Genomic DNA, 26,029 nt, shown 5'->3' on the forward strand with positions numbered 1-26,029 from the left:
GCGGGCACCGCAGCTACCGGGCTGCGTCGCCGATCGGGGCTTCAACCGCGGGCTGCACGGGCGGAACGTCCGGCATCGCCTCGGCACCGGTGCCGCTTCGCATCTTGCTCGTGAACGCCTTGGCGAGGTCCGCCAGTTGCTCGACATCGTCGAGATCGAGCTTGCCGGTGAACACTCGCTCGGTCGTGACACGCCAGCTCTCACCGAGTACGCCCGTGATCGTGGCGGCGACACCCGCCGAGATGACCGAACCGACTCCGGGCACGAGCTTGACCAGGCTCACCGCCGCAACCTTGCCTCCGGCAGCCGCGAGGGCCGTCGAGGCGCCGACGAGCTTCGCCGCCTTGACCTTGGGTATGTCGTAGTGCGGATACGCACTCGAGCGACGAAACTGTGTTCGGGCGTGTCGGCTTATCGGCCCGCGTGGAAGGGATCAGCGGAGTGGAACCGGTGCAGGTGTCGGCGCGGCGCGGTCAGGCCGGCACAACCACGATCGTGAACGCGCGGGTCTTCGACGGAACGACGTTGCAGGACTGGACGTCTGTCCGGGTCGCCGGCGGCCTGATAACCGCGTGCTCGGCCGCCTCGCTCGCCCGCGAAGGCGACGACGTGATCGATGCCGGTGGCGGCATGCTGCTTCCCGGTCTGATCGATGCGCACGTGCACCTCGTTCCCGGCGCCCTCGCGCAATCGCTGACCTTCGGCGTCACCACCGTTCTCGACATGTTCAGCAAACCCGACCAGGTTGCCGCGGCCAGGGAGCAGGCCGCCTCTCGACCGGACGTGGCCGATGTGCGGTCCTCGGGTGTCGGCGCGACCGCACCCGGCGGGCATCCGTCGGTGATGTACGCCCCGTTTCCCACGGTGATCGCCGCCGATCAGGCCGAGCAGTTCGTCGCGGACCGGATCGCGGAGGGCTCGGATTATCTGAAGGTTTTCTCCGGCACCGGGGGGCTGTGGCCGTCGCTCGACGCCCGGACCATCACGGCACTGGTCGACGCGGCGCACGCTCGCGGCCTGGTGGTCGTCGCGCACGTGAGCTCGACGCCCGGTCTCGAGGAGGTCGTCTCCGCCGGTGTCGACGTGGTCGCCCACGTCCCCGTTGATGCCGAGCTGGACGACGCCCTGGTCGAACGCATCGCCGACGCCGGAATCGCGGTCGGTCCGACGCTGGCCACCATCGAGAACACCCTCGGCGAACCGGGGGGAGCAGCCGTGGCGGGGGACCCGCGGCTCGCTGAGGCGCTCGGGGACGCCTGGGTGCGCCGCTTGATCTCGGGTGTCGCGGGATTGCCCGGCCGCGAGCTGCCGCCCTACTCACGGGCCGAGCGCGCCGTGCGGCGACTGGCCGATGCGGGGGTCGCTCTGCTGGCGGGCACCGACGCACCGAACCCGGGAACCGTGTTCGGAGCCAGCCTGCACCGGGAGCTGGAGCTCCTCGTCCGCTGCGGCATCAGCCCGGCCCAGGCTCTGGCCGCCGCAACGACCGAACCGGCACGCGTGTTCGGTCTCGTCGACCGAGGACGGGTCGCGGTCGGGCGACGCGCGGACCTGGTCCTCGTGTCCGGTGACCCGCTGACGGACATCACCGCGACACGCGCGATCGAGCGGGTGTGGCGTGCAGGAGTCGCCTGCGATCGACGCGCCTTCGTCGCGAGCGCCGCCGAGGCCGAACAGCTCGACGCTTTCGACGCGCAGGTCGCGAAGGTCGTGGCGGCCGTTCGCGAGAGGAGGTCCACCTTCTCTCCGAGGAAGGGCAGCTGACGGCGCCGCCGCAGCTGCCGATAGTAAACAGTGCCGGATCTCTCCGCCGTCAAGCGAAGGAGCACCATCTCGTGACAGTTGCATCACTCCGGCGCCGGAAGCGAGTTGCGATAGCAGTCGCCGCGCTGACCGCCGCCCTCTTCGGCGGGGGAGCGCTGGTGGCGGGCCCCGCGACCGCCTCCACCGACCGCGTCGACATCACCTGGGCGAACACCAACACGTGGACGACGGGCTTCCAGTCATCGGTCGACGTCACGAACCACTCGAGCACGAAGCTGAACCCGTGGCAGGTGAAGTTCGTGTTCCCGCACACGCTCGTCAGCATCTGGTCCGCTGTGCAGGTGCCGTCCGAGGCGGGAACCCTGACGGTCACCGGGCCCAGCTGGGCGACATCGATCGCGACCGGCGCAAAGCTGAACTTCGGACTGACCGCCACGAAGGTCGGCTCCTCGCCGCTGATCCCGACCGGATGCACCATCGTCGGTCTGCCGGCCGGGGCGAGCATCCCGTGCTCGATCAATGGCGCGCCTGCGACGGGCCCGACGACGCCGCCGGTCACCCCGACGCCGACGCCGACGCCGACGCCGACGCCCACCCCCACGCCGACCCCGACCCCGACGCCCACCCCGGCGCCGACGCCGACGCCCACCCCGACGCCCACGCCGACCCCGACGCCATCCGGTGACGCCAAGGGTCTGGCCGTCACATGGACGAACACCTCGTCGTGGACAGCGGGCTTCCAGTCCGCCGTCGACGTCGTCAACGACTCGTCGACGAAGCTCAGCCCGTGGAAGATCAGGTTCGGGTACGACAACACGGTGGTCAGCCTCTGGGACGGCACCGTCTCGAACACCGCCGGCGGATTCATCGTCACAGCCCCGTCGTACGCCGCGACACTCGCCGTCGGGGCGAAGGCGAGCTTCGGCCTCACCTCGAACAAGGTCGCCGGATCCGGCCAGTACCCGACCAGCTGTTCCGTGATCGGCGCCGACATTCCGTGCGCGGTGAACGGGGGAGCCGTGACCAGCCCGGACCCCGGCACCACCCCGCCGACCGACCCCGGCACGCCGGTGACCCCGTCGAACCCGGGCGCCCTGTCCGTGTCGCCGTATGTCGACATGGGCCTGTGGCCGACGGCCGACCTGTCCAGCTTCGCATCGAAGACGGGCGTGAACGCCGTGACCACCGCGTTCATCGTCGCCGACCGCACCAGCGCCTGCAGCCCGACGTGGGCCGGCTACACCGCCTATGCCGTTGGCGGCAGTCAGGACTTCCAAGCGAACATCGCAGCGTTCCAGGCCAGGGGTGGGAAGGTCACCGTTTCGTTCGGGGGTGCCGTGAACAACGAGCTCGCCCGCGTCTGCACGGATCCGACGACGCTGCTCGCCGACTACACCGCGGTCGTCGACCGCTTCGGCATCGACAGGGTGGACTTCGACATCGAGGGCGCCGACGTGTCCGACTCGGCGTCGAACGTCCGTCGCGCCACCGCGGTCGCCGCCTTGCAGAAAGCCCGCGCGGCCGCCGGGAAGAAGCTCGATGTGACCCTGACCCTCCCGGTCATGCCGTACGGTCTGCTGGACAACGGCCTCCGCACCATCCGCGAGTTCAACGCCGCAGGTGTGCAGGTGGCTGCGGTCAACGTCATGGCGATGGACTACGGAACCGGAGTGACGAACATGGGGCAGGCCGCGATCGACGCAGCCAGGTCCACCGCTGCTCAGCTGAAATCGTTGACCGCGTACGCGGGCTGGACCGACGCGCAGCGCCTCGGACTCGTCTCGGTGACGCCGATGCCCGGTCTGAACGACACCGGCGAGATCTTCACACTCGCCGACGCCACCACCGTCGGGGCATTCGCGAAGACCAACGGTCTCGCAGGTCTCGGCTGGTGGGAGCTCACCCGCGACCAGCCGTGCACCGGCGGCATCGCGGCGTACATGTGCTCCGGCGTCAGCAACCCGCAGTGGTCGTTCTCCCAGGCGTTCGTGGCCGCAACCAACAAGTAACCCCGCTCTCGCCGCGGCTCACCGGTTCTCGTACTATTCAGGGGACGAATCACCACGAGCCGATGGAGGTCACCGTGCGCTACGTCGTTCGCGAGCTGAGGACGGTCGGCCCGTGTTGAGGCAGGTCGCAGAGGGCGTGCTGATCCATGAGAGCGAGTTCTGCCAGAGCAACGCCGTCGTCGTGCAGGGCGACGACGGCGTCTTGCTCGTCGACCCGGGCATCCACGAGGACGAGATGGTGTGTCTCGCGAAGGATCTGTCCGGTTCGGGCCAGACCGTCGTGGCCGCCTTCTCGACGCATCCGCATTGGGATCATCTGCTGTGGCACGCCGAGCTCGGCACAGCACCGCGGTTCAGCACGGCGCGTTGCGCGGCCACCGTTCGAGATCGCCTGGCGAACGGTATCGATCGCGAGAGGTTCGGCATTCCCGACGAGGTGTCGCTGGAGCTGCTCGGCCTCGTCACGGGCCTGCCGGCCGGCACAGCGCGGATTCCGTGGGACGGCCCGGAGGTGCGGATCATCGAGCACCGAGCGCACGCCCCCGGCCATGCCGCGCTCCTGATCGAGGAACGCGGGGTTCTCGTCGCCGGCGACATGCTGTCGGATGTCTTGATCCCGATGCTCGACCTGAATGACACCGGCGACCCGATCGAGGACTACCTCGGCGCGCTGCGACTGATCGAGGGTGTGACCGACGGCGTCGAGATCCTCATCCCCGGCCACGGGTCCGTCGACGGGCGCGATCAGGTGCACGCGCGGATCGCCCAGGATCGGGCCTACCTGCACGCCGTGCGGAACGGCGACGATCCCGCCGACCCGCGGCTCGGCCCGTCGGCGAAGCCCGGCTGGGAATGGGTGAGCACCGTGCACGACATGCAAGTGCAGCGCCTGGCCCAGCGGAATGAGCCCGACGTGAACCTCGACTAGCGAGGGTCAGTCATCGAGCTCGTCATCGAGCTCGTCCTCGAGCGCCGCGATCTCGATCTCGGCCGCGAGCGCCGTGACGATATTGCCGGTTGCCGCCGCGACGCGAGCGGTGCCGACGATGGGCGCGATTGCGGTGAGGACGCCTCGGAGGTCCTCGGGATCGAGACCGACCGCACCGCCGGCCGTGAGGTTCAGTGCGTAGGAGACCGGGGGAGCGTCGACCGCGACCAGAGCGGCGACCCGCACGAGGAACAGGGTCTCGGGGGAGAGAGTGGATGCTTCGAACGAGTCCGCCGTCATACGGGCGAGGAGGTCGAGCACCGGGGTGTCGTTGGTGGCGTCGGTCATGTGCGTGCCCTTCGGTTGAGTGCTTCGATTGCGCTGCAGAGTTGCCGCTCGACCATTCCAGACCGAAAACGAAGGCATCTCGTCATTCGGAAGGGGTGATATGACGCCCGCCGGTCGTCGGGGCCGGCTCAGACGCCCTCGTCGAGAACGTCGCGGAGGCGGCGGGCGAACGCCTCGGGCCGGCCGGGGTAGCCGGAGTCCTCGGCGGCGAAGCCGCCATGGTGACTCGGGAACACGACCGCCTCCCTTTCGAGCAGCTCGGCGACGGCGACGGCGGCTCGGCCGGTGAAGATCCCGTGCGACTCTTCGCCGACTCCGATCACGATGCGGGTCGGCGCGGCCGTGAGGGCATCCACGTCGAGCTGATAGTCGGTGACAGCGTACGAGCGTGCGGAGAGCAGCGCATCGTCGCGTGAACCGTCGTCGTCGCCGGGCATCCCGAACATCGCGGGATCGGGTGCAGGCAGTGCGAAGTAGTCGTCGGTGAACTCTCCGCGCCACGACGTCATCATGATGAATGCGGCCATGCCTGCTCCGAAGCCGCGGGTGTTGTACGCGTCACGGACGGCCGACAGTGCACGCTCGGCGGCTTCGGCGTCGGGGAGGACACCGGTCAGCGGCGGCTCATGCGCGACGAGGATCCGCACGTCGCCGGGGTGGGCGGTCACGAGCGCCAGCGCGGTCACCGCTCCGCCGCTGCTCGCGAACAGGTCCACCGGCCCGGCGCCGAGGGCGGCGATGACCGCGTGCACATCCTCGGCCTGCACGATCGGCGTGTTGGTGACTTCGCCGTCGCTGCGCTCGCTCCGCCCCAGGCCGCGGGGGTCGTAGGTGACGACGACGCGGTCGGGCAGGTACGACGCGAGCGCCCGGAAGCCGCTCGCGTCCATCGGCTGGCCGATCATGACGAGCGGGGGATGCTCGGCCGCGTCGTTCTGCGCGTCGGCGACGTCGTACACGATCGTCGCGCCGGCCGTGTCGATGCTGTGCGTTTCCATGGCTGATCCGTCCCTCTGCGTCATCGACGGCTGCTTCGGCGGGAGATCAGCAGAGAGAAGGCGGCCGCGGTGGCCATTCCGTAGACGAGGTGCGCGGCAAGGTCCTTCCCGAGCGTCTTGGCGTCGTATTCGGTGATGCGCTTGTACAGGTGCATCGGGGTCAGGATGGCGTAGCTGGCGCCCCACATGCCGGCGCCGAAGATGAGCCCGTAGCCGACGCGTGGCTTGCGGAGCGACGCGGCGATCATCCCGTAGGCCACGGCTGCCGAGACCGAGTATCCCCAGTGCATGACGTTGTTGGTGAGGGCGGCGCGGGAGTCGGGGAGTTCGACTTCGAAGAGTCCCTCGACGATGCGTCGGCCGACCTGCGCGGGTGCGGGAGCATTGTCCCAGTCCGTGACGTCCGACGAGAACTCCCACTCCGGGAATCGTTCGGTTCCGTGTCCTCGCCGGTATTGCGCATAAAGCCAGACGTCCATGGCCAGGGTGCCGATCAGGCCCGCGACCGCCCCCCGAGCGACCGCGCCTACCGGGGTGATCCGTGCACTCATGAATTCTCTCCTCGTCGTTGTGGCGCTGCGCCGACTGAACGAAGCCGGTCTAACCGAAGTCCTACCACTTCTCGGCGAAAGTAGGAGAGGGTGACCCGAATCCCTATCGCTTGGCTCGTTAACGATATATCGTTGAGTATCGTTGACGATTCACTCCAGGAGGTCATCATGGGCGGTTCATTCCCGGCCGGCGGATACGGCGCCGGCAATCCGGTCGAAGGCGTGTGGCAGGCGTTCGAGCAGTTGCGCTCGACGTTCGAGAAGCGCGTGGCGCCGCGGATGGGGCGGGGCGATGTGCGCGCAGCGGTACTCGCGCTCCTCGCCGAGAAGCCGATGCACGGCTACCAGATCATTCGCGAGATCGAGGAACGCAGCGGCGGCAGCTGGAAGCCGAGCGCCGGCTCCGTCTACCCGACGCTGCAGCTGCTGGCTGACGAAGGGCTCGTCAGCACCGAGGAGTCGAACGGTCGAAAGACGTACTCCCTGACCGAAGCCGGTCGCGAAGAAGCAGCCGGCGCCGACACGTCTGTTCCGTGGGAGACCTCGAGCGGCACGAGCGGCGACGCACCCTTCGGTCCCCTGCCCAAGGCGGGTTTCGAGCTGGCGCAGGCCGCGGCCCAGGTGCGCCGCACGGGCACGGAGGAGCAGATCCGGGAGGCGGCTGAGGTGCTCGACGAGGCGCGTCGCCGGCTCTACTCGATCCTCGCTCAGGACTGACGCGGGTGGCGTCGGCACGTCGGGGTCGAGGAGCTTCGCCCGACGCGGGAGCGATTCGCGCCCGCTACCGCCGCATCCTGCGATTCGCCGGCTGGAACCTCGCCGTCACCTGGTGGTACGAGCTGTTCCTTCCGCGCATCGGCCTCGCGAAGGTCGCCGAGCGCAGCCGGTCGAAGCGGATGCGGCGCTTCGCCCAGCGCTTCCATGTGCTCGCGGTGGAACTCGGCGGCCTGATGATCAAGGTCGGCCAGTTCATGTCGTCCCGGCTCGACGTGCTCCCGCCGGAGATCACGACCGAGCTCGAAGGGCTGCAGGACGAAGTGCCTCCCGTGCCGTTCGCGGCGATCCGCGAGCTCGCGGAGGCGGAGCTGGGCGTGCCACTGGAGCGCGCGTTCTCGATGGTCGACGAGTCGCCGGTCGCAGCGGCATCCCTCGGTCAGGCGCATCGAGCCCGCCTCGCCCCGGTCGATGCGGAGGACACCGGGCTGACCGTGGTCGTGATCAAGGTGCAGCGGCCGGGCATCGACGCGATCGTCGATGTGGATCTGGCGGCGCTCCGCCGGGTGGGCCGGTGGCTCAGCCACGTGCGACTCGTGTCCGACCGCGTCAACGCTCCCGCGCTCGTCGAGGAGTTCGCGCGCACGAGCCTCGAGGAGATCGACTATCTGCACGAGGCCGCGAGCGCCGAGCGTTTCGCGGAGGAGTTCGACGGCGACGACCGGGTGGCCGTGCCCGCCGTCGTCTGGGAGCGCACGACCCGGCGCGTTCTCACGCTCGAAGACGTGACGGCCATCAAGATCACCGATGGGGATGGGCTGCGCGCCGCGGGCATCGACCCGGTCGAGGTGGCGCCGGTCTTCGCGGCGGTCATGTTCGACCAGCTGTTCACGCAGGGCTTCTTCCACGCCGATCCGCATCCGGGCAACATCTTCGTCACGCCGGTCGCCGATGGATCCGACCGTGCGGCCGGGCCCGGCGAGAGACCGTGGAAGCTGACCTTCATCGATTTCGGCATGATGGGCGAGGTGCACTCCAGCACGCGCAGCGGTCTGCGCAAGCTGCTGATCGCGGCCGCTTCGCGTGACGGCAAGGGCCTCGTGAACGCGATGCGCGAGGTGGGCGTGCTGCTTCCGACGGCGGAGACGACGGAGCTCGAGCAGGCGATGACGCAGCTCTTCGCCCGGTTCGGCGGCATGGGCTTCGCTCAGCTTCGCGAAGTGGATCCGCGTGAGTTCCGCGACTTCGCGGTGCAGTTCGGTGAAGTGGTGCGCTCGCTGCCGTTCCAGCTGCCGGAGAACTTCCTGCTGATCATCCGGGCGATGTCGCTCACGTCGGGGGTGTGCAGTGCGCTGGACCCCGAGTTCAACCTCTGGGACTCGGTCGAGCCGTATGCGGCTCAGCTGCTGCGCGACGAGCGCGGCAACCTGGTGCAGGACCTCGCGAAGCAGGCTCTGGAGGTCGCCGGTCTCGCCTGGCGGCTGCCGAAGCGGCTGGATGCGCTCATCACCCGGATCGAGGACGGCACGGTGGCGGTGACGACCCCGCGCCTCGAGCAACGGGTGTCACGGTTGGAGCGCACGTCACGGCGACTGATCGCGGCGGTCGTCTTCGGCGGCCTGCTCATCGCCGGTGTGCTGCTCCGCGCGGACGACGTGGTCCTCGGAACAGTGCTGATGGTCGCGTCGGTCGTGCCACTGCTGTACACGCTGTTCGCCGGTCGCCGCGGCCGCTGAGTGCGCAGCACAGACGAAACGACCGGGGTCACCAGGTGGTGACTCCGGTCGTCTCGGTCGTCGCTGCCGATCAGTTCCCGCGGACGGGGGCGAGGAAGTCGACGAGCAGTTCGTTCACTCGCTCGGCCTCGTCGTGGTGCACCCAGTGCGACGCGTTCTCCAGGCGCTCCACGGAGACCAGGTTGGGCACGTCCTCCGTGTGCGGCTCGGCGAGGTTCGCGCCGAGGTAGCGGTCGTCCTGGCCCCAGATGACGAGGGTCGGCGCAGTGATCGGGAGGACCTTCTGCTTCGACCCCAGCCGCACTGCCGCACGGTAGTAGTCGATCATCCCTTTGGCCGCCCCGGGCTGGGACCACGCCTGGGTGTACTGGTCCAGCTCCTGCTGCGTGTACGCCGGGTGCGCATCCCGAAGGAAGCCCGTGAAGAACTTCCAGTTGTCGCGGGCTGCCCGACGCTCGGGCGATCCCTTGAGCTGGAAGTAGAAGAAGTACCAGCTCCGCAGCAGCTGACGCGGGCTCTTGAGTCCTTCGTTCAGCTTGCGCGGGTGCGCTGCGTTCAGGATGACGAGGCGGTCGACGACCTCCGGGGAGTTCATCGCGAGCGTCCACGCGACCGAGCCGCCCCAGTCGTGACCGACCACTGTTGCGGACTCGCTCCCGAGCGCGGTGATGAGACCCCGGATGTCCGCAGCCGGCTTGTCGGCGGTGTAGTCGGTGAACTCACCAGGCTTGGACGAGAGGTTGTAGCCGCGGAGGTCCGGAGCGACGACGCGGAAGCCCGCGCGCACCAGCGGTGCGATCTGCTCGTTCCAGCTGTACCAGAAGGCCGGGAAGCCGTGCAGCAGGACGACGAGCGGGCCTTCGCCGGCCTCGACGTAGTGCAGCGTCACGTCGCCGACATCGGCGAAGCCCTCACGGAGGGCGGTTCCGACGCCGACCGTCGGGCTGGTGAGTGCGGTGGTAGCGGTGGTGGCTGTGGTGTTCATTTCAATCCCCTTTCAAGAGATCTCGTTGCTGATGGAAAAGATCCTGAACCTCACGCCGCCCCGTCGCGCCCGGGAGATGCCCGGGTCTGCGCCCGGGGGTACCCCGTGCCCAGGGACGCGCGCGCACGAGGGCACCCTTGCCAGAGGAGTCGACGATCCCTAATCTCGGAGCAGGCGGTGGGTGCCCATGACGAGTCATGAAGAGAACCGTGCACTGCGGGGCAGGCGCGGCGAGTGCGAAGAACTGGACCGGCTCCTGGCGAGCGTGGTCTCGGGCCACAGCGAGGTGCTGGTGCTCCGAGGTGAGGCAGGCGTCGGCAAGACCGCCCTGCTGAGCTACCTCGTGCAGGGTGCGGACCGCTTCGTCATCGTGCGGGCGACCGGCGTGGAGTCGGAGGTCGAGCTCCCGTATGCGGTCCTCCAGCAACTGTGCGCTCCGTTCCTGGAGGGCATCGCCCGGCTTCCGGAGCCTCAGCGGCAGGCGCTCGGGACGGCGTTCGGCTCACGGACCGGAGAGCCACCGGATCGGTTCCTCGTCGGGCTCGCCGTGCTGGGGCTGTTCGCGGAGGCGGCCGAGACGACGCCCCTCCTCTGCGTCCTCGACGATGCCCAATGGATCGACACCGCCTCGGCGCAGACGTTGACGTTCGTCGCCCGGCGCCTCGCCGCGGAGCGGATCGGGATGGTCTTCGCGGTGCGAGCTGCGCTCGAGTCGGACGAGGCGGGTGACGCGTTCGATGCTCTGCCAGCACTCGTCGTGCGTGGTCTCGCCGACGCCGATGCCGCCGCCCTGCTCGACTCGGCGATCGTGGGGCCGCTGGATGACCGTGTGCGCAGCCGGATCGTCGCCGAGGCGCGCGGGAACCCGCTGGCCCTCCTCGAACTTCCCCGCGACCTGGACGCTGCGGAGCTCTCCTTCGGAATCGGCTCTGTCGACCACGCTGCGCTCACCGGCCGGATCGAACGGGGCTTCACCCGCCGCCTGGATCAGCTGCCCGCACCGACCCGCCGGCTGATGCTGATCGCGGCCGCCGAACCGTCCGGCGACGTGACGTTGCTGTGGCGGGCCGCCGAACGGCTCGGCATCGCGGCCGATGCGGTCGTGCCCGCTCAGGAGGCAGGCCTTCTCGAACTCGGAGCGCACGTCCGTTTCCGTCATCCCCTGATGCGGTCGGCGGTCTATCGTGCTGCCTCCGAACGGGATCGCCGGAGAGCGCACCAGGTCCTTGCCGAGGCGATGATCCGCGACACCGATCCGGACTACCTGGCGTGGCACCGGGCGGAGGCCGCCGACGGTCTGGACGACGGCATCGCCGCCGAGCTCGAGGTCTCGGCCGCGCGTGCGCAGGCGCGCGGCGGCTGGGCGGCGTCGGCGGCGTTCCTGACGCGCTCGATGGAATTGACTCCGGATCCCGGAGAGCGCGCTCGACGGGCGCTCGCGGCAGCCGACGCCCGGCTGCAGGCCGGAGCCACCGACGCTGCGCACACCATGCTCGCGATCGCCTCGGCCGGACCGCTCAGCGACCTCGACGACGCGCGAGCGCAACTGCTCGGAGCTCAGCTCGCCTTCGCGTCCACGCGCGGGCGGGGTGCCCCGTCGCTGCTGCTCAGCGCGGCGAAGAGGTTCGAGCCACTGGACGCGGCCGTGGCACGTGAGACGTACCTGGACGCCTTCACGGCTGCCCTGTTCGCCGGACGGCTGGCCGGTGGCGGCAGTGCGCTGGACGACGTGGCGAGCGCGATCCTCGATGCGCACTGGGGCGACGCGGGGAGGATGCTTCCGTCTGCCTGCGAACTGCTGCTCGACGGGCTCGCCATGCTCGTCACGAACGGCTACGCCACGGGAGTCCCGCTGCTCCGCCGCGCACTCGACGCCCTGCGGAGCGACCGGATCAGCGACGAGGACGCGCTCCGGTGGCTCTGGCCGGCGTCGCGAGCGGCGCGTGCGTTGGGCGACGACGTCAGCTGGCTCGAGCTCACCGATCGACAGGTCCGGCTCGCGCGACGGACCGGGGCGCTCGCCATGCTGCCCATCGCCCTCACCGAGCGTTTCAGCGTCGAGCTCTTCCGGGGGGATCTGGCGGCTGCGCTAGCCCTCGCCGCGGAGGCGGATGCCGTGACCGCGGCCACTGGCACCGCTCTGAGCCCGCACATCGCGTTCCTGCGCGCCGCCTGGGGCGGCAGCGAGGGCGAGGCGCGCGCGCTGATCGAGGCCAGCCGCAACGACGTCTCTGCGCGCGGCGAGGGGCTCTTCCTGATGGGGACGGAATTGACCAGCGCCGTCTTCCTGAACAGCTTCGGACGGTACGACGAGGCTCTCGTCGTGGCCGAGAACGCTGCCGAGCATCCGTTCGAACTGGGCCTGTCGACCTGGGTCTACCCGGAGCTGATCGAGGCGGCGGTCCGCAGCGGCCAGGCGGATCGCGGAGCTCCCGCGCTCGACCGGCTGGAGGAGATCGCCCGCGCCGGCGGCACCGACTGGTTGCTCGGCATCCTGGCTCGGTGCCATGCCCTGCTCGGCGGCGACGAGCTGGCCGAGGCCTCGTACCAGGAGTCGATCGAGCGCCTGAGCCGCACGCAGATCCGGATGGCGCTGGCGCGCACGCAGCTGCTCTACGGCGAATGGCTGCGCCGGAGCGGTCGACGCACGGATGCACGCGAACAGTTGCGGCGGGCGCACGAGTTCTTCCGGGACGCGGGCATGGAGGGTTTCGCGGAACGCACCCGGCACGAGCTGGCGGCGACCGGTGAGACCGTGCGCGCCCGCTCCGTGGACACCACGAACGATCTGACCGCGCAGGAGACGCTCATCGCACGCCTCGCCGCCGAGGGCCGGAGCAACCCGGAGATCGGGGCCCAGCTCTTCATCAGCCCGAGGACCGTCGAGTGGCATCTCGGCAAGGTCTTCACCAAGCTCGGCGTCACCTCGCGCAGGGGGCTGCGAGCGACAGCGGTTGCGCCGAGCGGGCCCGGGCTGGGGTGGGCCGATCCCCGCTCACCGATCGACCTGAGACAAACGCGAACAAATCACAAGGAGACACGATCATGACCGATACACGAGAAAGCGCGGATGCTGGGCAGTCCACCTCGGGGGCGGTTCCCCTGAGGTTCGAGGTGGTGGTGCTGCCGGTGGCGGATGTCGACCGGGCAAAGGCCTTCTACGAGGGGTTGCGCTGGCGGCTCGACGCCGACTTCCCGATCGACGAGCACTTCCGCATCGTGCAGTTCACTCCGCCCGGGTCACCCACCTCGATCCAGTTCGGCCTCGGAACGTCGACGGCCGAGCCGGGTTCGTCGCAGGGTCTGTACCTGATCGTGGACGACGTCGAAGCGGCGCGTGCCGACCTGATCAGCCACGGTGCGAATGTGAGCGAGATCTGGCACGGTCGAGGACTGGGCAGCGAGGGCCACAAGCCCGGAGTCGATCCGAAGCGGGCCTCCTACGGAAGCTTCGCATCGTTCACCGACCCGGACGGCAACTCGTGGCTGCTGCAGGAGGTCACGAACCGGCTGCCGGGACGTGTCGCCTTGACTGATGTGCAGGGTCTCGCCGATCTCCTGCTGGAGACGTCGCTGCGCCATGGCTCGTTCGAGTCGGTGGCGCCCGCGCACAACTGGTGGGACTGGTACGCCGCGTACTTCGACGCTCGGCAGAACGGCGCAACACCGGATGCGGCCTCGGCGGAGGCGAACCGGTACATGGCCGAGGTCAAGCGCGTCGTCGTCCCGGCGAGCTGATCAGACGAGCGATCCCGCCGGCAGTCAGGCGACGGACACCGTAGCGGGCTCCGGCTGCGCCGGAATCGACCGGGTCTTCCGTGCCCGGGTCGCGGGTCGGAGCAGAACCAGCCCGAAGCCCGCTGCCGCCCAGATCGCGAGCACCACGAGAGAGGACCACGCGGTCGAACCGTTGTAGTAGCCGAAGTGGTTGACGGCGCGGTACGCCGCTCCCGGAGGGAGCACGGCCGAGATCGCCTGAGCCCACGACGGCAGGATGTCGTAGCCGATCGTCGCCCCGCTCACGGCATTGCCGACGGTGGTCAGAGACAGCACCGCCAGACTGATACCGGGGCCGCCCAGCCAGGCACCGAGGGCTTTGGTCGTGAAGGCGACGGCAGCCGACATGAGCGAAAGAGTCAGGGCGAGAGCCGGCCAGGGGGCCGTGAGCGCTCCGAGAAGCGGGCCGGCGATGGTGGCGGCGACGAGGCCGATCACGACGGCGAAACCGCCGATCGCGTACAGGCGGTGCCGCAACCGGATCTTCCCGGCTGCTGCGGTCAGCCCCTGCGCGAGCACGAACGAGGACAGTGTCACGCCGAACACCACGTAGAACGCGGAGAGGCCACGGCCGTCGTACTTCACCAACGGGACCAGGTCCTGCTCGCTCACGGTGAGGCCGGCGTGATCGGCGACCCCCTGCAGGAGTCCTCGCGCCGCGGCGCTCTCGCTGAGGCCCTTGGCACCGGCGTAGTCGACCTGCAGCGTGGTCGGTGCGCTCAGACCGGCTGCGGCGACGGCGTCGCCGTCGCGGACCAGCTTCGCGCCTTCTGCGAGCGACGGGACTTCCGTCACGGCCGCTTTGCCGCCGAGATCGTGCTCGGCAGCCGACGCGAGCTGCTCGCCCGCGATGGCGATCGGGAGGTGGAGGGGCTCGGGGCTGCGCTGGAGCCCCACATAGACGGCGATGAACGCTGCACCGAGGACGAGGCCGGTCACGACGAGGGTGATCCAGGCTTTGTGCTGCGTCTTGGGGGCCCTGTTCCCGCCACGAGCTGATTGGAGAGATGACATGATCGCACTTTTCTCGACTAGTATGGTTTGAATGTCAAACTTAGACAAGGATACACCTGACGGTTTGAAAAACAAACCGAGAAAAGATTCGCTCGCCGTCGCGCTCGACGCCATCAATGACCGGTGGTCCCTGCACATCGTCCGCGCGCTGGCCTTCGGCGCTTCGCGCTACACCGAGATCCTTCGATCGGTCGGGGCGCCGCGAGATGTGCTCTCCGCCCGGTTGAAGAAGCTGACCGAGTCGGGCATCGTTCGACCGAAGCCGGCACAGGACGGCGCACCGGCCGGATACGAGCTGACGCAGAAGGGCAAGGATCTCGGCCTGGTCATCCTGGTGCTCAAGCGCTGGGGTGATACCTACCGCACGGACGATGTCCCACCCGTCGAGTTCATTCACGATGTGTGCGGGAACGTCTTCGTGGCCGAAGTTCGGTGCGAAGCATGCGGCAGGCCGGTCAAATCCGGCGAGTTCTCGGTCGCCTCCGCCCACGACGACGACTGAACCCACTCTTGTTGTGTCCGTCACCCGTATGGGGGCCGTCGGCGCGGCTCGGTCCGGCGTATCCTCTCGAATAGTGAGAAGAACTCATTATGTGAGCAGGGGGATGCGAGTGGCATCGACGGGAAACGCGGACAGGGGCTTGCTGGTCGTGACCGAGCGCATGCTCGATGCCGAAGACGCCGGCGACTTCGTCGCCGCTGCCTACTGGGCTGCCGTTCGAGCGCGGGTCATCATCCGGATCGCCGACGAGGCCGGCCGACCGAGAGGCGGTTGACGACGGATGCCGCGCCCGGGCCGATCGGCCCGCACGCGGCATCCGGAGATGTGCTCGTCAGTGCTTGAGGAACACGCCGATTCCATTGGCCACGGCGCGCTAGGTGCCATCCGACGGGACGTTGCGCACGGCCACCGGGGCCGAGCGGGACGTGCGGGTCGCGAGCTCGGAGGAGCCGCCGCCGTCGAGGTTGACGGCATCGGTCGCGCCGAGGGTGAGCATCAGGTCGGAGAGCTCGCTGACGCTGAGGCCGACACTGCCTCCGCGGCCGTCGACGACCGCGAGGTACAGCTTCCGGCCGCTCGCGTCGGTGCCCGCCGCCGTGCGCGGGGCGATCGCCACGGGGTCGAGCTTGGCCAGCGGCGCGCCGTCGCGCGAGGTCGGCCGACTGCCGCGTGACCACTGTCGACCAATTGGCCGGGGTCGCGGGCATCCAGGTCGGAGCGGTCGCGGCGGATGCCGGTGGTGACCCGGCGGAGAGACCGGCAGTGACGGCGGCCGCGATCGCAACGGTGGCGACATCCCGAGGTCGCCCGTCTGTGAAACCTGACAGTCAGGCCGCTGGCGCCCACCGCGACTCGGTGCGCCGGAAATGCCGGAGCACGAGCCAGAGCGTGATGATGCCCGCCGCCGACGTGATGACGAGGCCCACGATGTAGAAGACGAGGGAGAGGGACTCGACCGCGTCCGCCGTGCGGGTCTGGAGGAAGCCGCTCTGCAGCTCCTGCATCGCCTCACCGTTCAGGAGCAGGGCGAAGAATGCGGCGATCTCGGAGGACGAGTCCCACATCGCGTGCAGCAGGGCGCTCCCGAGGTAGGCCAGGAGGATCCACCACGACCAGCGGAAGCGGGGGCGAAGGTGGGCGCATCCGAAGATCACGGCTCCGAAGATCGCCGTCCAGAGCACGTGACCGACCGGTGCGAGGATCGCACGGACCACCTCCGTCTGCAGCAGCGACGAGAGGTCGATCCCCTGGGCGGTGATCGCGGCGTTGAAGGCGTAGCCCGCCGATTCGAAGGCGGCGAACCCGGCTCCGATCGTGGCGCCGAGCAGCGCACCCTGCTTCGCGGTCTTGGGGACGACCCGCCAGCCGATGATGACGACGAGCACCCCTTTCACGAACTCCTCGATCAGGCCGACGAGCCCGTAGATCCAGAAGGACTGGTGCAGGTTGGCTTCGAGCAGGGACGCGCCCAGCACGCCGAAGATGCCTCCGACGAAGAACGCGAGGATCAGCTGCAGGGTGCTGATCGATCCGGTCACGCGCTCGATGACGAAGAGCACGACGCAGAACGGCACGAGGAAGCTGCCGAGGAGGATGAGCGTGGGAACGAGATTCGTGTTGCGGGTGACGGCGGTGACGATGATCGTCACGATCCACAGCGCGAGGCCGGAGAGCAGCGTCTTCCACCACCATCCGTGGTGATGGTGCGGGTGCTGAGGCTGATCCTGGGGCCCGGTCGCGGAGACACCCGTCGAGCTGTCGATCGACATCGCGTCTTCCTCCTCTCCTCTGGCGGCCGTGCGGCCGTTCAGAACGCCCGCACGGACAGCGAGCGGATGGTCAGGTCTTCGCCTTCCGCGGCGGTGGCGGCCACGCAGCGCTCGGAGAGCGCATACCTCACGAGGACCATGTCCCCGACGTGACGGGTCTCGGCGAGACGCGCGTGCCGTTCGGGCGTCCACGGGAAGTCGCCGTCCCCGATCAATCGGGGGGCCTTCCGGTCGCCGACGAAGAACGGCGCGATGGCGAGCTGGAGTTCGTCGACGCTGTCGGACGCGAGGAACTGGGTGAGCACGGTGCCACCGCCTTCGACCAGGAGGGTGCGCACGCCCCGATCGTTCAGGTCGCTCAGGAGATCGGTCACGGTCACTTCGCTGCCCAGCCCGACGACGCTCGCCAGGTCGCCGAGCCGATTGCGGATACGCCTGACTTCCGATTGCGGGCAGTAGACCAGCTTCTTCGTGTCCCCGGCGGTGAAGAATGCCGAACTCGGGTCGAGGTCACCGGATGCCGTCACGGTCACCTTCCACGGTGACGACGTCAGGCCGTCCGCTCGGCGCCGGCCACGTCGCTCCTCACTCCGCACCAGCAGTCTCGGGTTGTCGAACCGGACGGTGCGCGCTCCGACCATGATCGCGTCGCTGTGCGCTCGGATCTCGTCCACCCGATCGAAGTCCGCCGCGTTCGAGAGGGCCAGTCGTGGCGGAGCGGAGGTGTCAAGGTAGCCGTCGATCGAGACGGCGGCGTTGAGGATCACATACGGCCTGTCAGTCACGATCTTCCCTTTCGTGAGTGCCGGCGGGAACGAGTGCAGGCATCGGCGCGGGTTGTCGATGGGGACGAACAGCGGACGCCACGGTGAGAATGAGGCCCGGGGCCACCGCCACAATGGCGAGGATACCGAACAGGGTGGACGTTGCGACACCCGCAGAGGCGCCGAAACCGGCAATGGCGAAGGCCCAAGCGGCCACGCCCTCGCGCAGACCCCACCCGCCGAGGTTCAGGGGGATGGATCCGCCGAGCAGCACGACCAGCGCGACGGCGGCCAGGCGGAACGGCGGCACGGATGCTCCGACCGCGTCGGCGGCGATCCCGAAGATCGCAATGTGGCACGCGACCACCACGATCGAGGCGACGACGACCTGCACGAAGGCGCCGGGGGATCCGACGCCGGCGGAGAGCTCGTCGAATTCGTGCTTCAGGGCGCCTCTCACGCGCGCGCTCGCCGCGGTCCCTGCGAGTGCTGCGACGACGAGCACCGCAAGGGCGATGCCGAGCACCGCGAGCAGATATCCCTCGAACTCCCTGCCGAAGTACGCGAGGACGACGACGGCGAGCGCGATCTGAACGAGCTGTCCCATCGTGCGCTCGATGACGACGGCCCTGGTGGACTGTGCGACGTTTCCGGCGCTGCGTCCCTGAGCGACCGCCCGATCGACGTCGCCGAGCACACCGCCCGGGAGCACCGAGTTGAGGAATTGCGATCGGTAGTACATCCCGATGGCCGACCGCCAGCCGAGTCCCACTCCGAGTCGCCCGGCGACGACGCGCCACCGCCAGGCCGCCGCAGCTGTCGCGGCAGCGGAGAGCACGAATGCGGCACCGATCGCGCGGACATCGATGCTGAGCAGGCCGTGCAGGAACGGGCCGGTGCCGACGTGCGCGACGACGGCGACCAGCACAGCGACGCTGGTGACGACTCGTGCGGAGAGACGGAGCCAGCCCGATCCCAGGACCGTTCGTATTCGGGGTGTGCCCGTCCACGTGGTCATCGGCGCCACGCCAGCAGATCAGTGTGTGCGACGGCGGCGGTGAGTGCACCACGGCCCAGTTGGGCGCAACGCAGCTCTCGGTAGCCTGCTGTCTCGACCTGAAGTTCGGGGTGCTGCTCGAGTGCCGCATCGACCCATCCGTCGAACCATTGGCCGAGGAGGCGGGGATCGTGGTCGCCCAGTCGCCAGTAAGTGTCGACCGGTCGAACGCTCCAGCCGGCGCGCAGAAAGAGACCTCTCGCGAGTGCGGCGCCGTGGCGTCCCAGAAGTCGGCGCCCACCCTCGACACGCCGTTGGTGGGCGTTGAACGCCGTCTCGACGAGCTCGTCGCGAGCATCCGGGGGGTCGAGGTGGACCCTGCCCGTCACGCTCAGGCTCAGCAGCACGGGGGAGCCGACCGCGATGCACGCGCGCGCGATGGCGTGGATCTCCGCCGACGTCAGCACATCGAGCACGGCGGAGGCGGTCACGAGGGAGGCGCCGTCGAGATCTCCGGGACGCAGGTGCGCGAGTTGCCCGCTGTGCGAGCGGACGGCGACCGGTCGGTCGTCACGATCGAGCGGGGCGAGGTCGTCGGTCGCACGCTCGGTGAGCCCCGGGTTCCAATCGTGCAGGACCCACGACTGCGGCCCGGGCAGGAGCGGCGCCAGCCAGCGCATCATCGAGCCCGTCCCGCTGCCCAGGTCGTGGACGACGATCGGCCCCGGCGCCAGCCTGCGGGCTGCTTCGAGGGCGAGTTCGCGGGAACGGGCGCGCGCATCCTCCTCTTCGCGAAGCGCGAGCCAATCGCTGCTGACCTCGATGATCTCGCTCATCCGGCGCGCCGCAGTTCGTTCCCGACGGAGCCCAGCACCGCAGCGACGGTCTCCGCGGTCTCGCCCCACCCGCGCCTGGCGGTGCGCGACCTCACCGCCTCGGCCTTGAGCCCGGCACGCCGACCCGGGTCTTCGCACCACTGCCGCAGGACCACGCGGAGAGCCCACGGATCATCCGACGGGATGAGGATGCCGGCCATGCTGCCCGCCAGCGCCTCCGGAATGCCGCCGACCCGGGTCGCCACGACCGGGATGCCCCGAGCGAGCGCCTCGGCGACGACCATGCCGTAGCTCTCCGCCCGCGACGGCGCGACGACCAGGTCCGCTGTTTCGTAGGCTTCCGAGAGTCGTCGACCGGTGAGAACGCCCGCGAGCGCGATTCGGTCGGCGAGTCCGGCGGAGTCGATCGCCTCGATGGTCTGCGCCACGAATCCGGGGTCGGTGTTCAGGGACCCGACGATCGAGCAGGTCCAGCCGGGCAGGTCCGTCATGCCGGACAGAGCGCGGACGAGCACATCCTGTCCCTTGTGGGCGGCGACGGTTCCGACGCAGAGCAGGCGCACGCCCGACGTGGAGCCGGTCGCCGCCGGTGCAGCATCCGTGCCCGGACGCGCCACCGTGATCCGGTCGGGCTCCGAGAGATCGTCGGCGATGAGCTCGGAGCGGGTCCACTCGCTGGTCGCGATCACGCGGCGTGCGGCGTGCAGGGCCGTGCGTTCGCGCTCGGCCGACCTCGCAGGATCGCCGATCCCGGGCATGGCGCTGGCGACCATGTGGGCCAGCAGCACGATCCGGAGTCGCGTCGCATGCTCTTCCACGGCACCGGATGCCGCTACCGCGATCAATCCGTCGATCACGACGAGCGCGTCGTCCGGAAAGGAGGACATCGTGTGCGCCAGCTCACGCGGCCGCCCGTCGGGAACGAGCACCATCCGCACGTTCAGGCCACGGGCCCGCAGCTCGTCCCGGATGCGCTGGTCGTAGACGTTGCCGCCGCTGACGCGCTCGACATCGTCGATGCTGTCGGGCACCACGAAGTAGACGCTCGTGTCGGTCATCCGGTTCACAGCGTCTTCTCGTAGCTCGCCCACGCGATGTGCGACTCGTGGAGGGTGACCAGGATCGACGACAGCCGCCGCCCGGGTGAGCCGAGCCGTCCATCGGCTGCGCGCTCGGCGAGACGGTCGGCGATCACCTGGCAGAGCCGCTCCGTCGTGGTGTTCACCCCGGCGAACTCCGGTTCGTCGTCCAGATTGCGATAGGTGAGGGAAGCCGTGATCTCGTTCAGCGCGGCGGCGGCGAGTCCGATGTCGATGACGACTCCGTCGGCGTCCAGCTCGCTCGCACGGAACGACGCGTCGACGATGAACGTCGCACCGTGCAGACGCTGGGCAGGGCCGAAAGTGTCACCGGTGAAGCTGTGGGCGATCATCATGTGGTCTCGCACTGTCACGGCATAGGTCACGTTGCGTCCTTCCAGTCGATGGTGTGGCAGAGCTCCCCGCTCGGGCCGTTCGCCAGCGCCGCCATCACGGCGGGAAGGTCGTGCCACGAGGAGTCGCCGGTGAGCAGCACGTCGAAGGCCTCGTCGTGCAGGAGGTCGAGTGCGAGCATCAGCCGCTGGCGCGTCGTGCGCGTGCCCCGCCGGCGTTCCGCCACGGCGCCCACCTGACTTGCACGGATGGTCAGCCGTCGCGAGTGGAAGTCGGCGCCGAGCAGGAGCGTCACCGGCCGGTCGCCGTACCAGCTGGCCTCGATCACCTCGCCGTCGGTCACGACCGATTCGAGTGCGAGCTGCAGGCCCGCACCCGATGCGCTCGTGTTGATCACCAGATCGCGATCGCGTGGTGCGCCACTCGCTTCGGTGAACCCGACGCCGAGGCGATCCGCGACCTCACGGCGCGACGGATCCACATCGACCAGGACCACGTCCACTCCGGGGACACCGTGGAGCAGCCGTGCGACGCAGCATCCGATCATGCCCGCGCCCACGATCATGACCCGGTCGCCGATCAGGGGTGCGGCATCCCACAGAATGTTCACCGCGGTCTCGACGGCGCCGGCGAGCACCGCGCGGCGGGCGGGCACGCCGTTCGGCACGGGAACGACGGCGTCGGCGGGGACGACGAAGGCCGACTGGTGCGGGAACAGCGTGAAGACGGTGCGACCGCGGAGAGCGGCGGGCCCCTGCTCGACGACTCCGACGTTGAGGTAGCCGTACTTCACCGGGCCGGGAAAGTCGCCCTCCTGGAACGGCGCGCGCATCCTCTCGCGCTCGCCGGCCGGCACGTGGCCGGAGAAGACGCTCACCTCCGTGCCGCGGCTGATGCCCGTGTAGGCGGTGCGCACGAGGACCTCTCCGTCGCCCGGACGAGCGACCGGATGCCGGCGCATGGCACCGACACCCGGCTCGTCGATCCAGAAAGCCATCGCGTCGAGCAAGTGCACTTCTCCTTTGGTGAACGAGTCGGTGTCGTGTTGCGTGTTAAAGGACATGCTCGAAAAAGCCGCTCCGTATCAAGAACACGTGATCCCGCTGAAGAAGGTTCAACTCGCGCCGATCGGGTTCACGGCACTCGGAGCGGCGGCCGTGGCAGCGATCTGGGTGGGCTTCGGGCTGCCGGCGATCGGGTGGATCGCCTCGCTCGGGTACCTGCTGGTGTGCAACGTACTCCTGCTCCGGGCCATGCAACGACGGCGCACCCGGCACTTCGGCTGGGCGAACGTCGTCACGTCGACCCGGTCGGTGCTGGTCGGCATCATCACGGGACTGGTCGCCGCGTCCTTCGTCGCGCCGATCCCGGTGCCCTTGCTGGTCGGGCTGACCGTTCCGGCGCTCGCTCTGGACGCCGTGGACGGGTGGGTCGCACGGCGCACCGGAACGGCGACGGAACTCGGCGCCCATTTCGATATGGAAGTGGATGCGTTCCTGCTCCTCGTGCTGAGCGCCTACGTCGCACCCACGTTGGGCCTCTGGGTGCTGGCGATCGGTCTGATGCGCTACGTCTTCCTGGCCGCGGGATGGGTTCTTCCGTGGTTCCGGAGGCAGCTCCCGCGCCGCTACTGGCGCAAAGTGGTGACGGCCGTCCAGGGGATCGCGCTGGCTCTCGCGGCATCCGGATGGGTCCCGGCGATCGCCGTCGTGTTCGTCGCGGTCGCCCTGGCGCTGCTCGTCGAGTCGTTCGGCCGGGACGTGCTGTGGCTGGTACGTCGCCGGTCTGCTCGCAAGGGGTCAATGTCGCGCGTCTGACGACCCGCGATCACGCGGTGCGCGCGACAGCCGGAGCGCGGAATGCGACAGCCGTGGTGATGCCGAGGATCACGATGCCGATCGCTTCGACCACGACCGTCTCGGGTACGAGGGTGAAGGTCCACACCTCGGTGATGCCGAACAGTCCGACGGTGAGCGCGAGAAGGAGCGAGGCGAGGCTCGCGATGACGAACAGCAGGCTCAGGACGGTGGCGATCCGGAAGAGTCTGCCGCGCACGGTGAGCATCCCGATCGCCAGCACGAAGGCCGCGATGGTGTTGAGCACGAAGAGCACGCCCAGCGTGCCCCCGACACCGTCGAACACCAGGAAGAGGTGGATCCCGCCAATCGCGAGAAGGAGGAGTGCGCTGAGGATTCGCATGACCCTCAGAACGCCGCTGCTTTCAGTCATTTGCATGCTCGCTTTCGATTGGGGCCCCCACCGGAAGAGGAGGCCTTCATCAGACACACGAGCGGGCACGGGAAAGAGTTCAATCGGCCGAGGTGAACGATTGCGACGGGTTGACCGGCGCTCGCGACTACTTCAGGAGGCCGAGCTGCGTCGCCCTCGCGATGGCGCCACTCCGGTTGGACACGTCGAGCTTCTGGTAGATGTGCGCCATGTGGGACTTGATCGTGTTGACGGAGACGAAGAAGCGGATCGCGAGCTCTGCATTGGTGAAATGCGTCGGGAGCAAGGCGAGGAGCTCGAGCTCCCGGTCGGTGAACCGGGTCTCCAGCGTATCGGCGGCACGCGAGGCCGTCGCTTCAGCGGCACGCGTCCGGATGCGATCCGCGAAGGCCTGCTCCCCGTGACCGGCAGCGGCGATTCGCGCGGTCACGTCGGGGCCGGCGTCGATGAACACCTCCACCAGGCCGACATCGGCGGCGACGCTCAGGGCGGCGGCGAGAGAGGAATCGCTCTTCGCCGTACGACCATCGGTGCGCGCAGACCGCGATGTGACGATGAGGCGTCTGATCGATGAGAGAGGCTGATCGCGGTCGTCCTGAGCCTGCAGCAGCTCGATGGCTCTTTTCGCTGCCTCGTGCCGGCCGGAAGCGAGTGCGGCCGCTGCTCGTTCGTAGACGATGTCGCTCGAGTCCGCCAGGGGGGACAGCGCACGGGTCGCTGCTTCGGCCGAACCTCTGAGCCGGAGCAACCGGGACTGCAGCGCGGCCAGTGCGGCGGCGACGAGAGGCGGCGGCGGCCCGAGCGACTCGGCCGGCCGCACGATCGAGCCGGCCAATCTGCTCTCCAGCACAGAGACCACCCACATCAGCTGCGTCCGTCTGTTCGCGTGGATCCGCACCGTCGCAGCATGCACATCCGGAACCGCGTTCGACGGCTCACCGCGTTCGAGCGAGCTGAGGGCGCGCGCAAGGTAGGCATCAGCGGTCGCCGGATGATCGCTCGTCCCCAGCTCGTGAGCGAGCTCCAGCGCCTCATTCGCGAGCGAGTGCGCGGTGGGGATCCGGCCGAGCCACGCGTCGAGGAGAGCCAGCGATCCGAGACCGCTGATGCGCCAGAGGGAGTATTCGGCGCCCTTCGCCGCGAGCCCGCGCTCGAGCCACGCGCGTGCCTCCGTGAACTCGCCGTTCAGGAACAGAGCACGGCCGCCGGAGATCAGAGCGATCGTCTCCAACGAGCTCGGATCGGTGAGGCGGAGCAGGTCGGGAGTGGCATCGGAGCCGAGTCGTCCGAGCGCCAGCAGTGCCCGTTCTGCACACCGGAAGGAGAGCTCCGGGTGCGGTCGCCATTGGACGAGGGCGGCGAGGAACGTCTCGGCGCAGGCCGCCTGCCCGGGGGTGACTCCCTGCTGGGCCGCCACCGACCGCAGGATGTCCTCTGCTTCGGCGGCTCGTCCGCCCAGCCCGGTGAGGATCCCCAGGAGAAGGCGCAGATCGGTCTCGTGGCTGAGGACATGGGCCGGCAGAGCCGTTATCCACCGCACCACATCGGCGACGTCGCCGTGCTCGAAGGTCGCCGAGCTCTGCGAGCGGATGATGTCGACGACTCGCGTCCAATCGCGAGCCCGGATGAGATACGCGATCGCTGTTGCGGGATCATCGCGATCGAGGTGCCACGAGGCGGCGGCCGAAAGGATCCGGACCTCGCCATCCGGATCCTCCAGTCGCATCCGGTAGCGAAGCAGGTCGCTGAACAACCGGTGAAAGCGGAACCATTCCCGTCGGTCGTCGAGCGGCACCACGAACGCGGACTCGCGTTCCATTCTCGACAGGAACTCGTTTCTGGCGTCGTCCTCGAAGAGGGACCGGATCAGCTCGGCGCTCATGCGGTCGAGAACGGACAGCTCGAGCATCGAGCGGCGGGCCGGTTCGGTGGCGGCGTTGAGGACCTCCTCGGTCAAGTAGTCCGCCACGAGCCGATCGGATCCGCGGAAATCGGCGACGAACGCCGCCGGATCACGACGCAGCCGCAGTGACAGACCCGCGAGATGGATACCGGCCATCCACCCTTCGGTCCGTTCCACGAGCAGCCTCACCGACTCCGGATCCAGTTCGCCACCGGTGATCTGCGCCAGCAGCACCGACGCATCGTCGGTCGACAGGGCGAGCTCTTCCTGGCGGAATTCCCTGACCTCGTTTCGAAGCCGGGTACGGCTCCAGGACGCCGGCGGGTCGACCCGGCTGGCAGCCAGCACGTGCACGTTGGGCGGAAGCAGGTCGATCAGGGCGGCCAGATCGGCGGTGAGGGAGGGCGCCGTCAGGTGATCGAGGTCGTCCAGAACGACGATGAGGTCTCGCTTTCCACGCAACTCGGCGACCAGCTCGCGGAGAAGGGCGGCGTCGAGTCCGCGGGCGGCGAACGAATCCGTCCGCACGACAGCGGACAACGCGGGATGGACGGTGGCGAAGGCGCTGAGGAGATCCCGCACGAGGTACGCGGGGTCGTTGTCTTCGGTGACCAGGTCGACCCAGACGCACGGGAGGTCCGGATGAGAGTCGGCCCACTGACTGAGGAGGACGGATTTTCCGGAGCCTGCCTGCGCGACGAGGAGCGTCAACCGTCTCGTCAAGGCGACATCGAGTTCGCGACGTAATTCGGGTCGGTCGATTGCGTGCTCC

General features: G+C 69.0%; 26 protein-coding genes. 10 read left to right on the forward strand and 16 right to left on the reverse strand.

Going from position 1 to position 26,029, the window contains the following annotated elements; all coding sequences use genetic code 11:
• Positions 1 to 13: 13 nt before the first annotated feature.
• Positions 14 to 283, reverse strand: a complete 270-nt coding sequence (locus ACFVV5_RS09660) for a hypothetical protein (protein WP_387242569.1) — start codon at positions 281 to 283, stop codon at positions 14 to 16.
• Positions 284 to 441: 158 nt separating this feature from the next.
• Between ACFVV5_RS09660 and ACFVV5_RS09665 the strand changes: the two genes are divergently transcribed.
• The 3 genes from ACFVV5_RS09665 (at position 442) to ACFVV5_RS09675 (ending at position 4,701) form a co-directional block, all read left to right on the forward strand.
• Positions 442 to 1,764, forward strand: a complete 1,323-nt coding sequence (locus tag ACFVV5_RS09665; protein WP_387242572.1) for an amidohydrolase family protein — start codon at positions 442 to 444, stop codon at positions 1,762 to 1,764.
• A 71-nt stretch (positions 1,765 to 1,835) separates the two neighbouring features.
• Positions 1,836 to 3,773 carry a cellulose binding domain-containing protein gene (locus tag ACFVV5_RS09670; protein WP_387242576.1) on the forward strand — a complete coding sequence of 646 codons (1,938 nt, stop codon included), beginning with the start codon at positions 1,836 to 1,838 and terminating at the stop codon, positions 3,771 to 3,773.
• Between the two features lie 112 nt (positions 3,774 to 3,885).
• The gene (locus tag ACFVV5_RS09675) at positions 3,886 to 4,701 is read left to right on the forward strand and encodes an MBL fold metallo-hydrolase (protein WP_387242579.1); all 816 of its coding nucleotides are present in this window, start codon (positions 3,886 to 3,888) and stop codon (positions 4,699 to 4,701) included.
• Between the two features lie 6 nt (positions 4,702 to 4,707).
• On the opposite strand, the gene ACFVV5_RS09680 is transcribed toward ACFVV5_RS09675, so the two are convergent.
• The 3 genes from ACFVV5_RS09680 to ACFVV5_RS09690 form a co-directional block, all read right to left on the reverse strand.
• Positions 4,708 to 5,049 carry a carboxymuconolactone decarboxylase gene (locus tag ACFVV5_RS09680; RefSeq protein ID WP_387242582.1) on the reverse strand — a complete coding sequence of 114 codons (342 nt, stop codon included), beginning with the start codon at positions 5,047 to 5,049 and terminating at the stop codon, positions 4,708 to 4,710.
• Positions 5,050 to 5,177: 128 nt separating this feature from the next.
• Positions 5,178 to 6,047, reverse strand: a complete 870-nt coding sequence (locus ACFVV5_RS09685) for an alpha/beta fold hydrolase (protein ID WP_387242585.1) — start codon at positions 6,045 to 6,047, stop codon at positions 5,178 to 5,180.
• A 20-nt stretch (positions 6,048 to 6,067) separates the two neighbouring features.
• Positions 6,068 to 6,598 carry a hypothetical protein gene (locus ACFVV5_RS09690; RefSeq protein ID WP_387242588.1) on the reverse strand — a complete coding sequence of 177 codons (531 nt, stop codon included), beginning with the start codon at positions 6,596 to 6,598 and terminating at the stop codon, positions 6,068 to 6,070.
• 168 nt (positions 6,599 to 6,766) lie between these two features.
• On the opposite strand from ACFVV5_RS09690, the gene ACFVV5_RS09695 reads away from it, so the two are divergent.
• Complete coding sequence (locus ACFVV5_RS09695) at positions 6,767 to 7,315, forward strand: PadR family transcriptional regulator (RefSeq protein ID WP_387242591.1); 549 nt, start codon at positions 6,767 to 6,769, stop codon at positions 7,313 to 7,315.
• 5 nt (positions 7,316 to 7,320) lie between these two features.
• Positions 7,321 to 9,048, forward strand: coding sequence for an ABC1 kinase family protein (locus ACFVV5_RS09700; RefSeq protein WP_387242597.1), 1,728 nt, complete (start codon positions 7,321 to 7,323; stop codon positions 9,046 to 9,048).
• Between the two features lie 70 nt (positions 9,049 to 9,118).
• Here the strand turns inward: ACFVV5_RS09700 and ACFVV5_RS09705 are convergent, their stop codons facing one another.
• Positions 9,119 to 10,033: an alpha/beta fold hydrolase gene (locus ACFVV5_RS09705; protein ID WP_387242600.1), complete on the reverse strand. Its 915-nt coding sequence runs from the start codon at positions 10,031 to 10,033 to the stop codon at positions 9,119 to 9,121.
• Between the two features lie 187 nt (positions 10,034 to 10,220).
• On the opposite strand from ACFVV5_RS09705, the gene ACFVV5_RS09710 reads away from it, so the two are divergent.
• Positions 10,221 to 13,082 carry an ATP-binding protein gene (locus tag ACFVV5_RS09710; protein ID WP_387242603.1) on the forward strand — a complete coding sequence of 954 codons (2,862 nt, stop codon included), beginning with the start codon at positions 10,221 to 10,223 and terminating at the stop codon, positions 13,080 to 13,082.
• Complete coding sequence (locus ACFVV5_RS09715) at positions 13,079 to 13,771, forward strand: VOC family protein (RefSeq protein ID WP_387242606.1); 693 nt, start codon at positions 13,079 to 13,081, stop codon at positions 13,769 to 13,771. Before ACFVV5_RS09710 ends, ACFVV5_RS09715 begins: the two co-directional genes overlap by 4 nt.
• A gap of 24 nt (positions 13,772 to 13,795) precedes the next feature.
• Here the strand turns inward: ACFVV5_RS09715 and ACFVV5_RS09720 are convergent, their stop codons facing one another.
• Positions 13,796 to 14,824, reverse strand: coding sequence for a hypothetical protein (locus ACFVV5_RS09720; protein WP_387242609.1), 1,029 nt, complete (start codon positions 14,822 to 14,824; stop codon positions 13,796 to 13,798).
• A 31-nt stretch (positions 14,825 to 14,855) separates the two neighbouring features.
• On the opposite strand from ACFVV5_RS09720, the gene ACFVV5_RS09725 reads away from it, so the two are divergent.
• On the forward strand, positions 14,856 to 15,326 hold the full coding sequence (locus ACFVV5_RS09725; protein ID WP_387242612.1) for a winged helix-turn-helix transcriptional regulator: 471 nt from the start codon (positions 14,856 to 14,858) through the stop codon (positions 15,324 to 15,326).
• A 109-nt stretch (positions 15,327 to 15,435) separates the two neighbouring features.
• On the forward strand, positions 15,436 to 15,600 hold the full coding sequence (locus ACFVV5_RS09730) for a hypothetical protein (protein WP_387242615.1): 165 nt from the start codon (positions 15,436 to 15,438) through the stop codon (positions 15,598 to 15,600).
• Positions 15,601 to 15,699: 99 nt separating this feature from the next.
• Here ACFVV5_RS09730 and ACFVV5_RS09735 read toward each other — a convergent pair whose 3' ends face one another.
• From ACFVV5_RS09735 to ACFVV5_RS09770, 8 genes are all read right to left on the reverse strand, one after another.
• Positions 15,700 to 15,942, reverse strand: coding sequence for a phosphodiester glycosidase family protein (locus ACFVV5_RS09735; protein ID WP_387242618.1), 243 nt, complete (start codon positions 15,940 to 15,942; stop codon positions 15,700 to 15,702).
• Positions 15,943 to 16,153: 211 nt separating this feature from the next.
• On the reverse strand, positions 16,154 to 17,095 hold the full coding sequence (locus ACFVV5_RS09740; protein ID WP_387242621.1) for a PrsW family intramembrane metalloprotease: 942 nt from the start codon (positions 17,093 to 17,095) through the stop codon (positions 16,154 to 16,156).
• 38 nt (positions 17,096 to 17,133) lie between these two features.
• Positions 17,134 to 17,880: a RibD family protein gene (locus ACFVV5_RS09745; protein WP_387242625.1), complete on the reverse strand. Its 747-nt coding sequence runs from the start codon at positions 17,878 to 17,880 to the stop codon at positions 17,134 to 17,136.
• Positions 17,873 to 18,877 carry a YbhN family protein gene (locus ACFVV5_RS09750; RefSeq protein ID WP_387242628.1) on the reverse strand — a complete coding sequence of 335 codons (1,005 nt, stop codon included), beginning with the start codon at positions 18,875 to 18,877 and terminating at the stop codon, positions 17,873 to 17,875. The genes ACFVV5_RS09745 and ACFVV5_RS09750 overlap by 8 nt, the downstream gene beginning before the upstream one ends.
• Complete coding sequence (locus tag ACFVV5_RS09755; protein WP_387242631.1) at positions 18,874 to 19,692, reverse strand: SAM-dependent methyltransferase; 819 nt, start codon at positions 19,690 to 19,692, stop codon at positions 18,874 to 18,876. Before ACFVV5_RS09755 ends, ACFVV5_RS09750 begins: the two co-directional genes overlap by 4 nt.
• Complete coding sequence (locus ACFVV5_RS09760; protein ID WP_387242634.1) at positions 19,689 to 20,750, reverse strand: glycosyltransferase family 4 protein; 1,062 nt, start codon at positions 20,748 to 20,750, stop codon at positions 19,689 to 19,691. The genes ACFVV5_RS09755 and ACFVV5_RS09760 overlap by 4 nt, the downstream gene beginning before the upstream one ends.
• A 5-nt stretch (positions 20,751 to 20,755) precedes the next feature.
• Positions 20,756 to 21,157, reverse strand: a complete 402-nt coding sequence (locus tag ACFVV5_RS09765) for a 6-pyruvoyl tetrahydropterin synthase family protein (RefSeq protein WP_387242636.1) — start codon at positions 21,155 to 21,157, stop codon at positions 20,756 to 20,758.
• Complete coding sequence (locus ACFVV5_RS09770) at positions 21,154 to 22,140, reverse strand: zinc-binding alcohol dehydrogenase (protein WP_387242639.1); 987 nt, start codon at positions 22,138 to 22,140, stop codon at positions 21,154 to 21,156. The genes ACFVV5_RS09765 and ACFVV5_RS09770 overlap by 4 nt, the downstream gene beginning before the upstream one ends.
• 79 nt (positions 22,141 to 22,219) lie before the next feature.
• Between ACFVV5_RS09770 and ACFVV5_RS09775 the strand changes: the two genes are divergently transcribed.
• Complete coding sequence (locus ACFVV5_RS09775; RefSeq protein ID WP_387242642.1) at positions 22,220 to 22,942, forward strand: CDP-alcohol phosphatidyltransferase family protein; 723 nt, start codon at positions 22,220 to 22,222, stop codon at positions 22,940 to 22,942.
• Between the two features lie 10 nt (positions 22,943 to 22,952).
• On the opposite strand, the gene ACFVV5_RS09780 is transcribed toward ACFVV5_RS09775, so the two are convergent.
• Positions 22,953 to 23,354 (reverse strand): hypothetical protein, encoded by a 402-nt coding sequence (locus ACFVV5_RS09780; protein ID WP_387242645.1) that lies wholly within the window; start codon positions 23,352 to 23,354, stop codon positions 22,953 to 22,955.
• 127 nt (positions 23,355 to 23,481) lie between these two features.
• Entirely contained in the window at positions 23,482 to 25,968 is a 2,487-nt protein-coding gene (locus ACFVV5_RS09785) for a LuxR C-terminal-related transcriptional regulator (protein ID WP_387242648.1), read from the reverse strand.
• Positions 25,969 to 26,029: the final 61 nt, after the last annotated feature.

The organism is Leifsonia sp. NPDC058248, from assembly GCF_042881905.1.
In the GTDB taxonomy this organism is placed as follows: domain Bacteria; phylum Actinomycetota; class Actinomycetes; order Actinomycetales; family Microbacteriaceae; genus Leifsonia.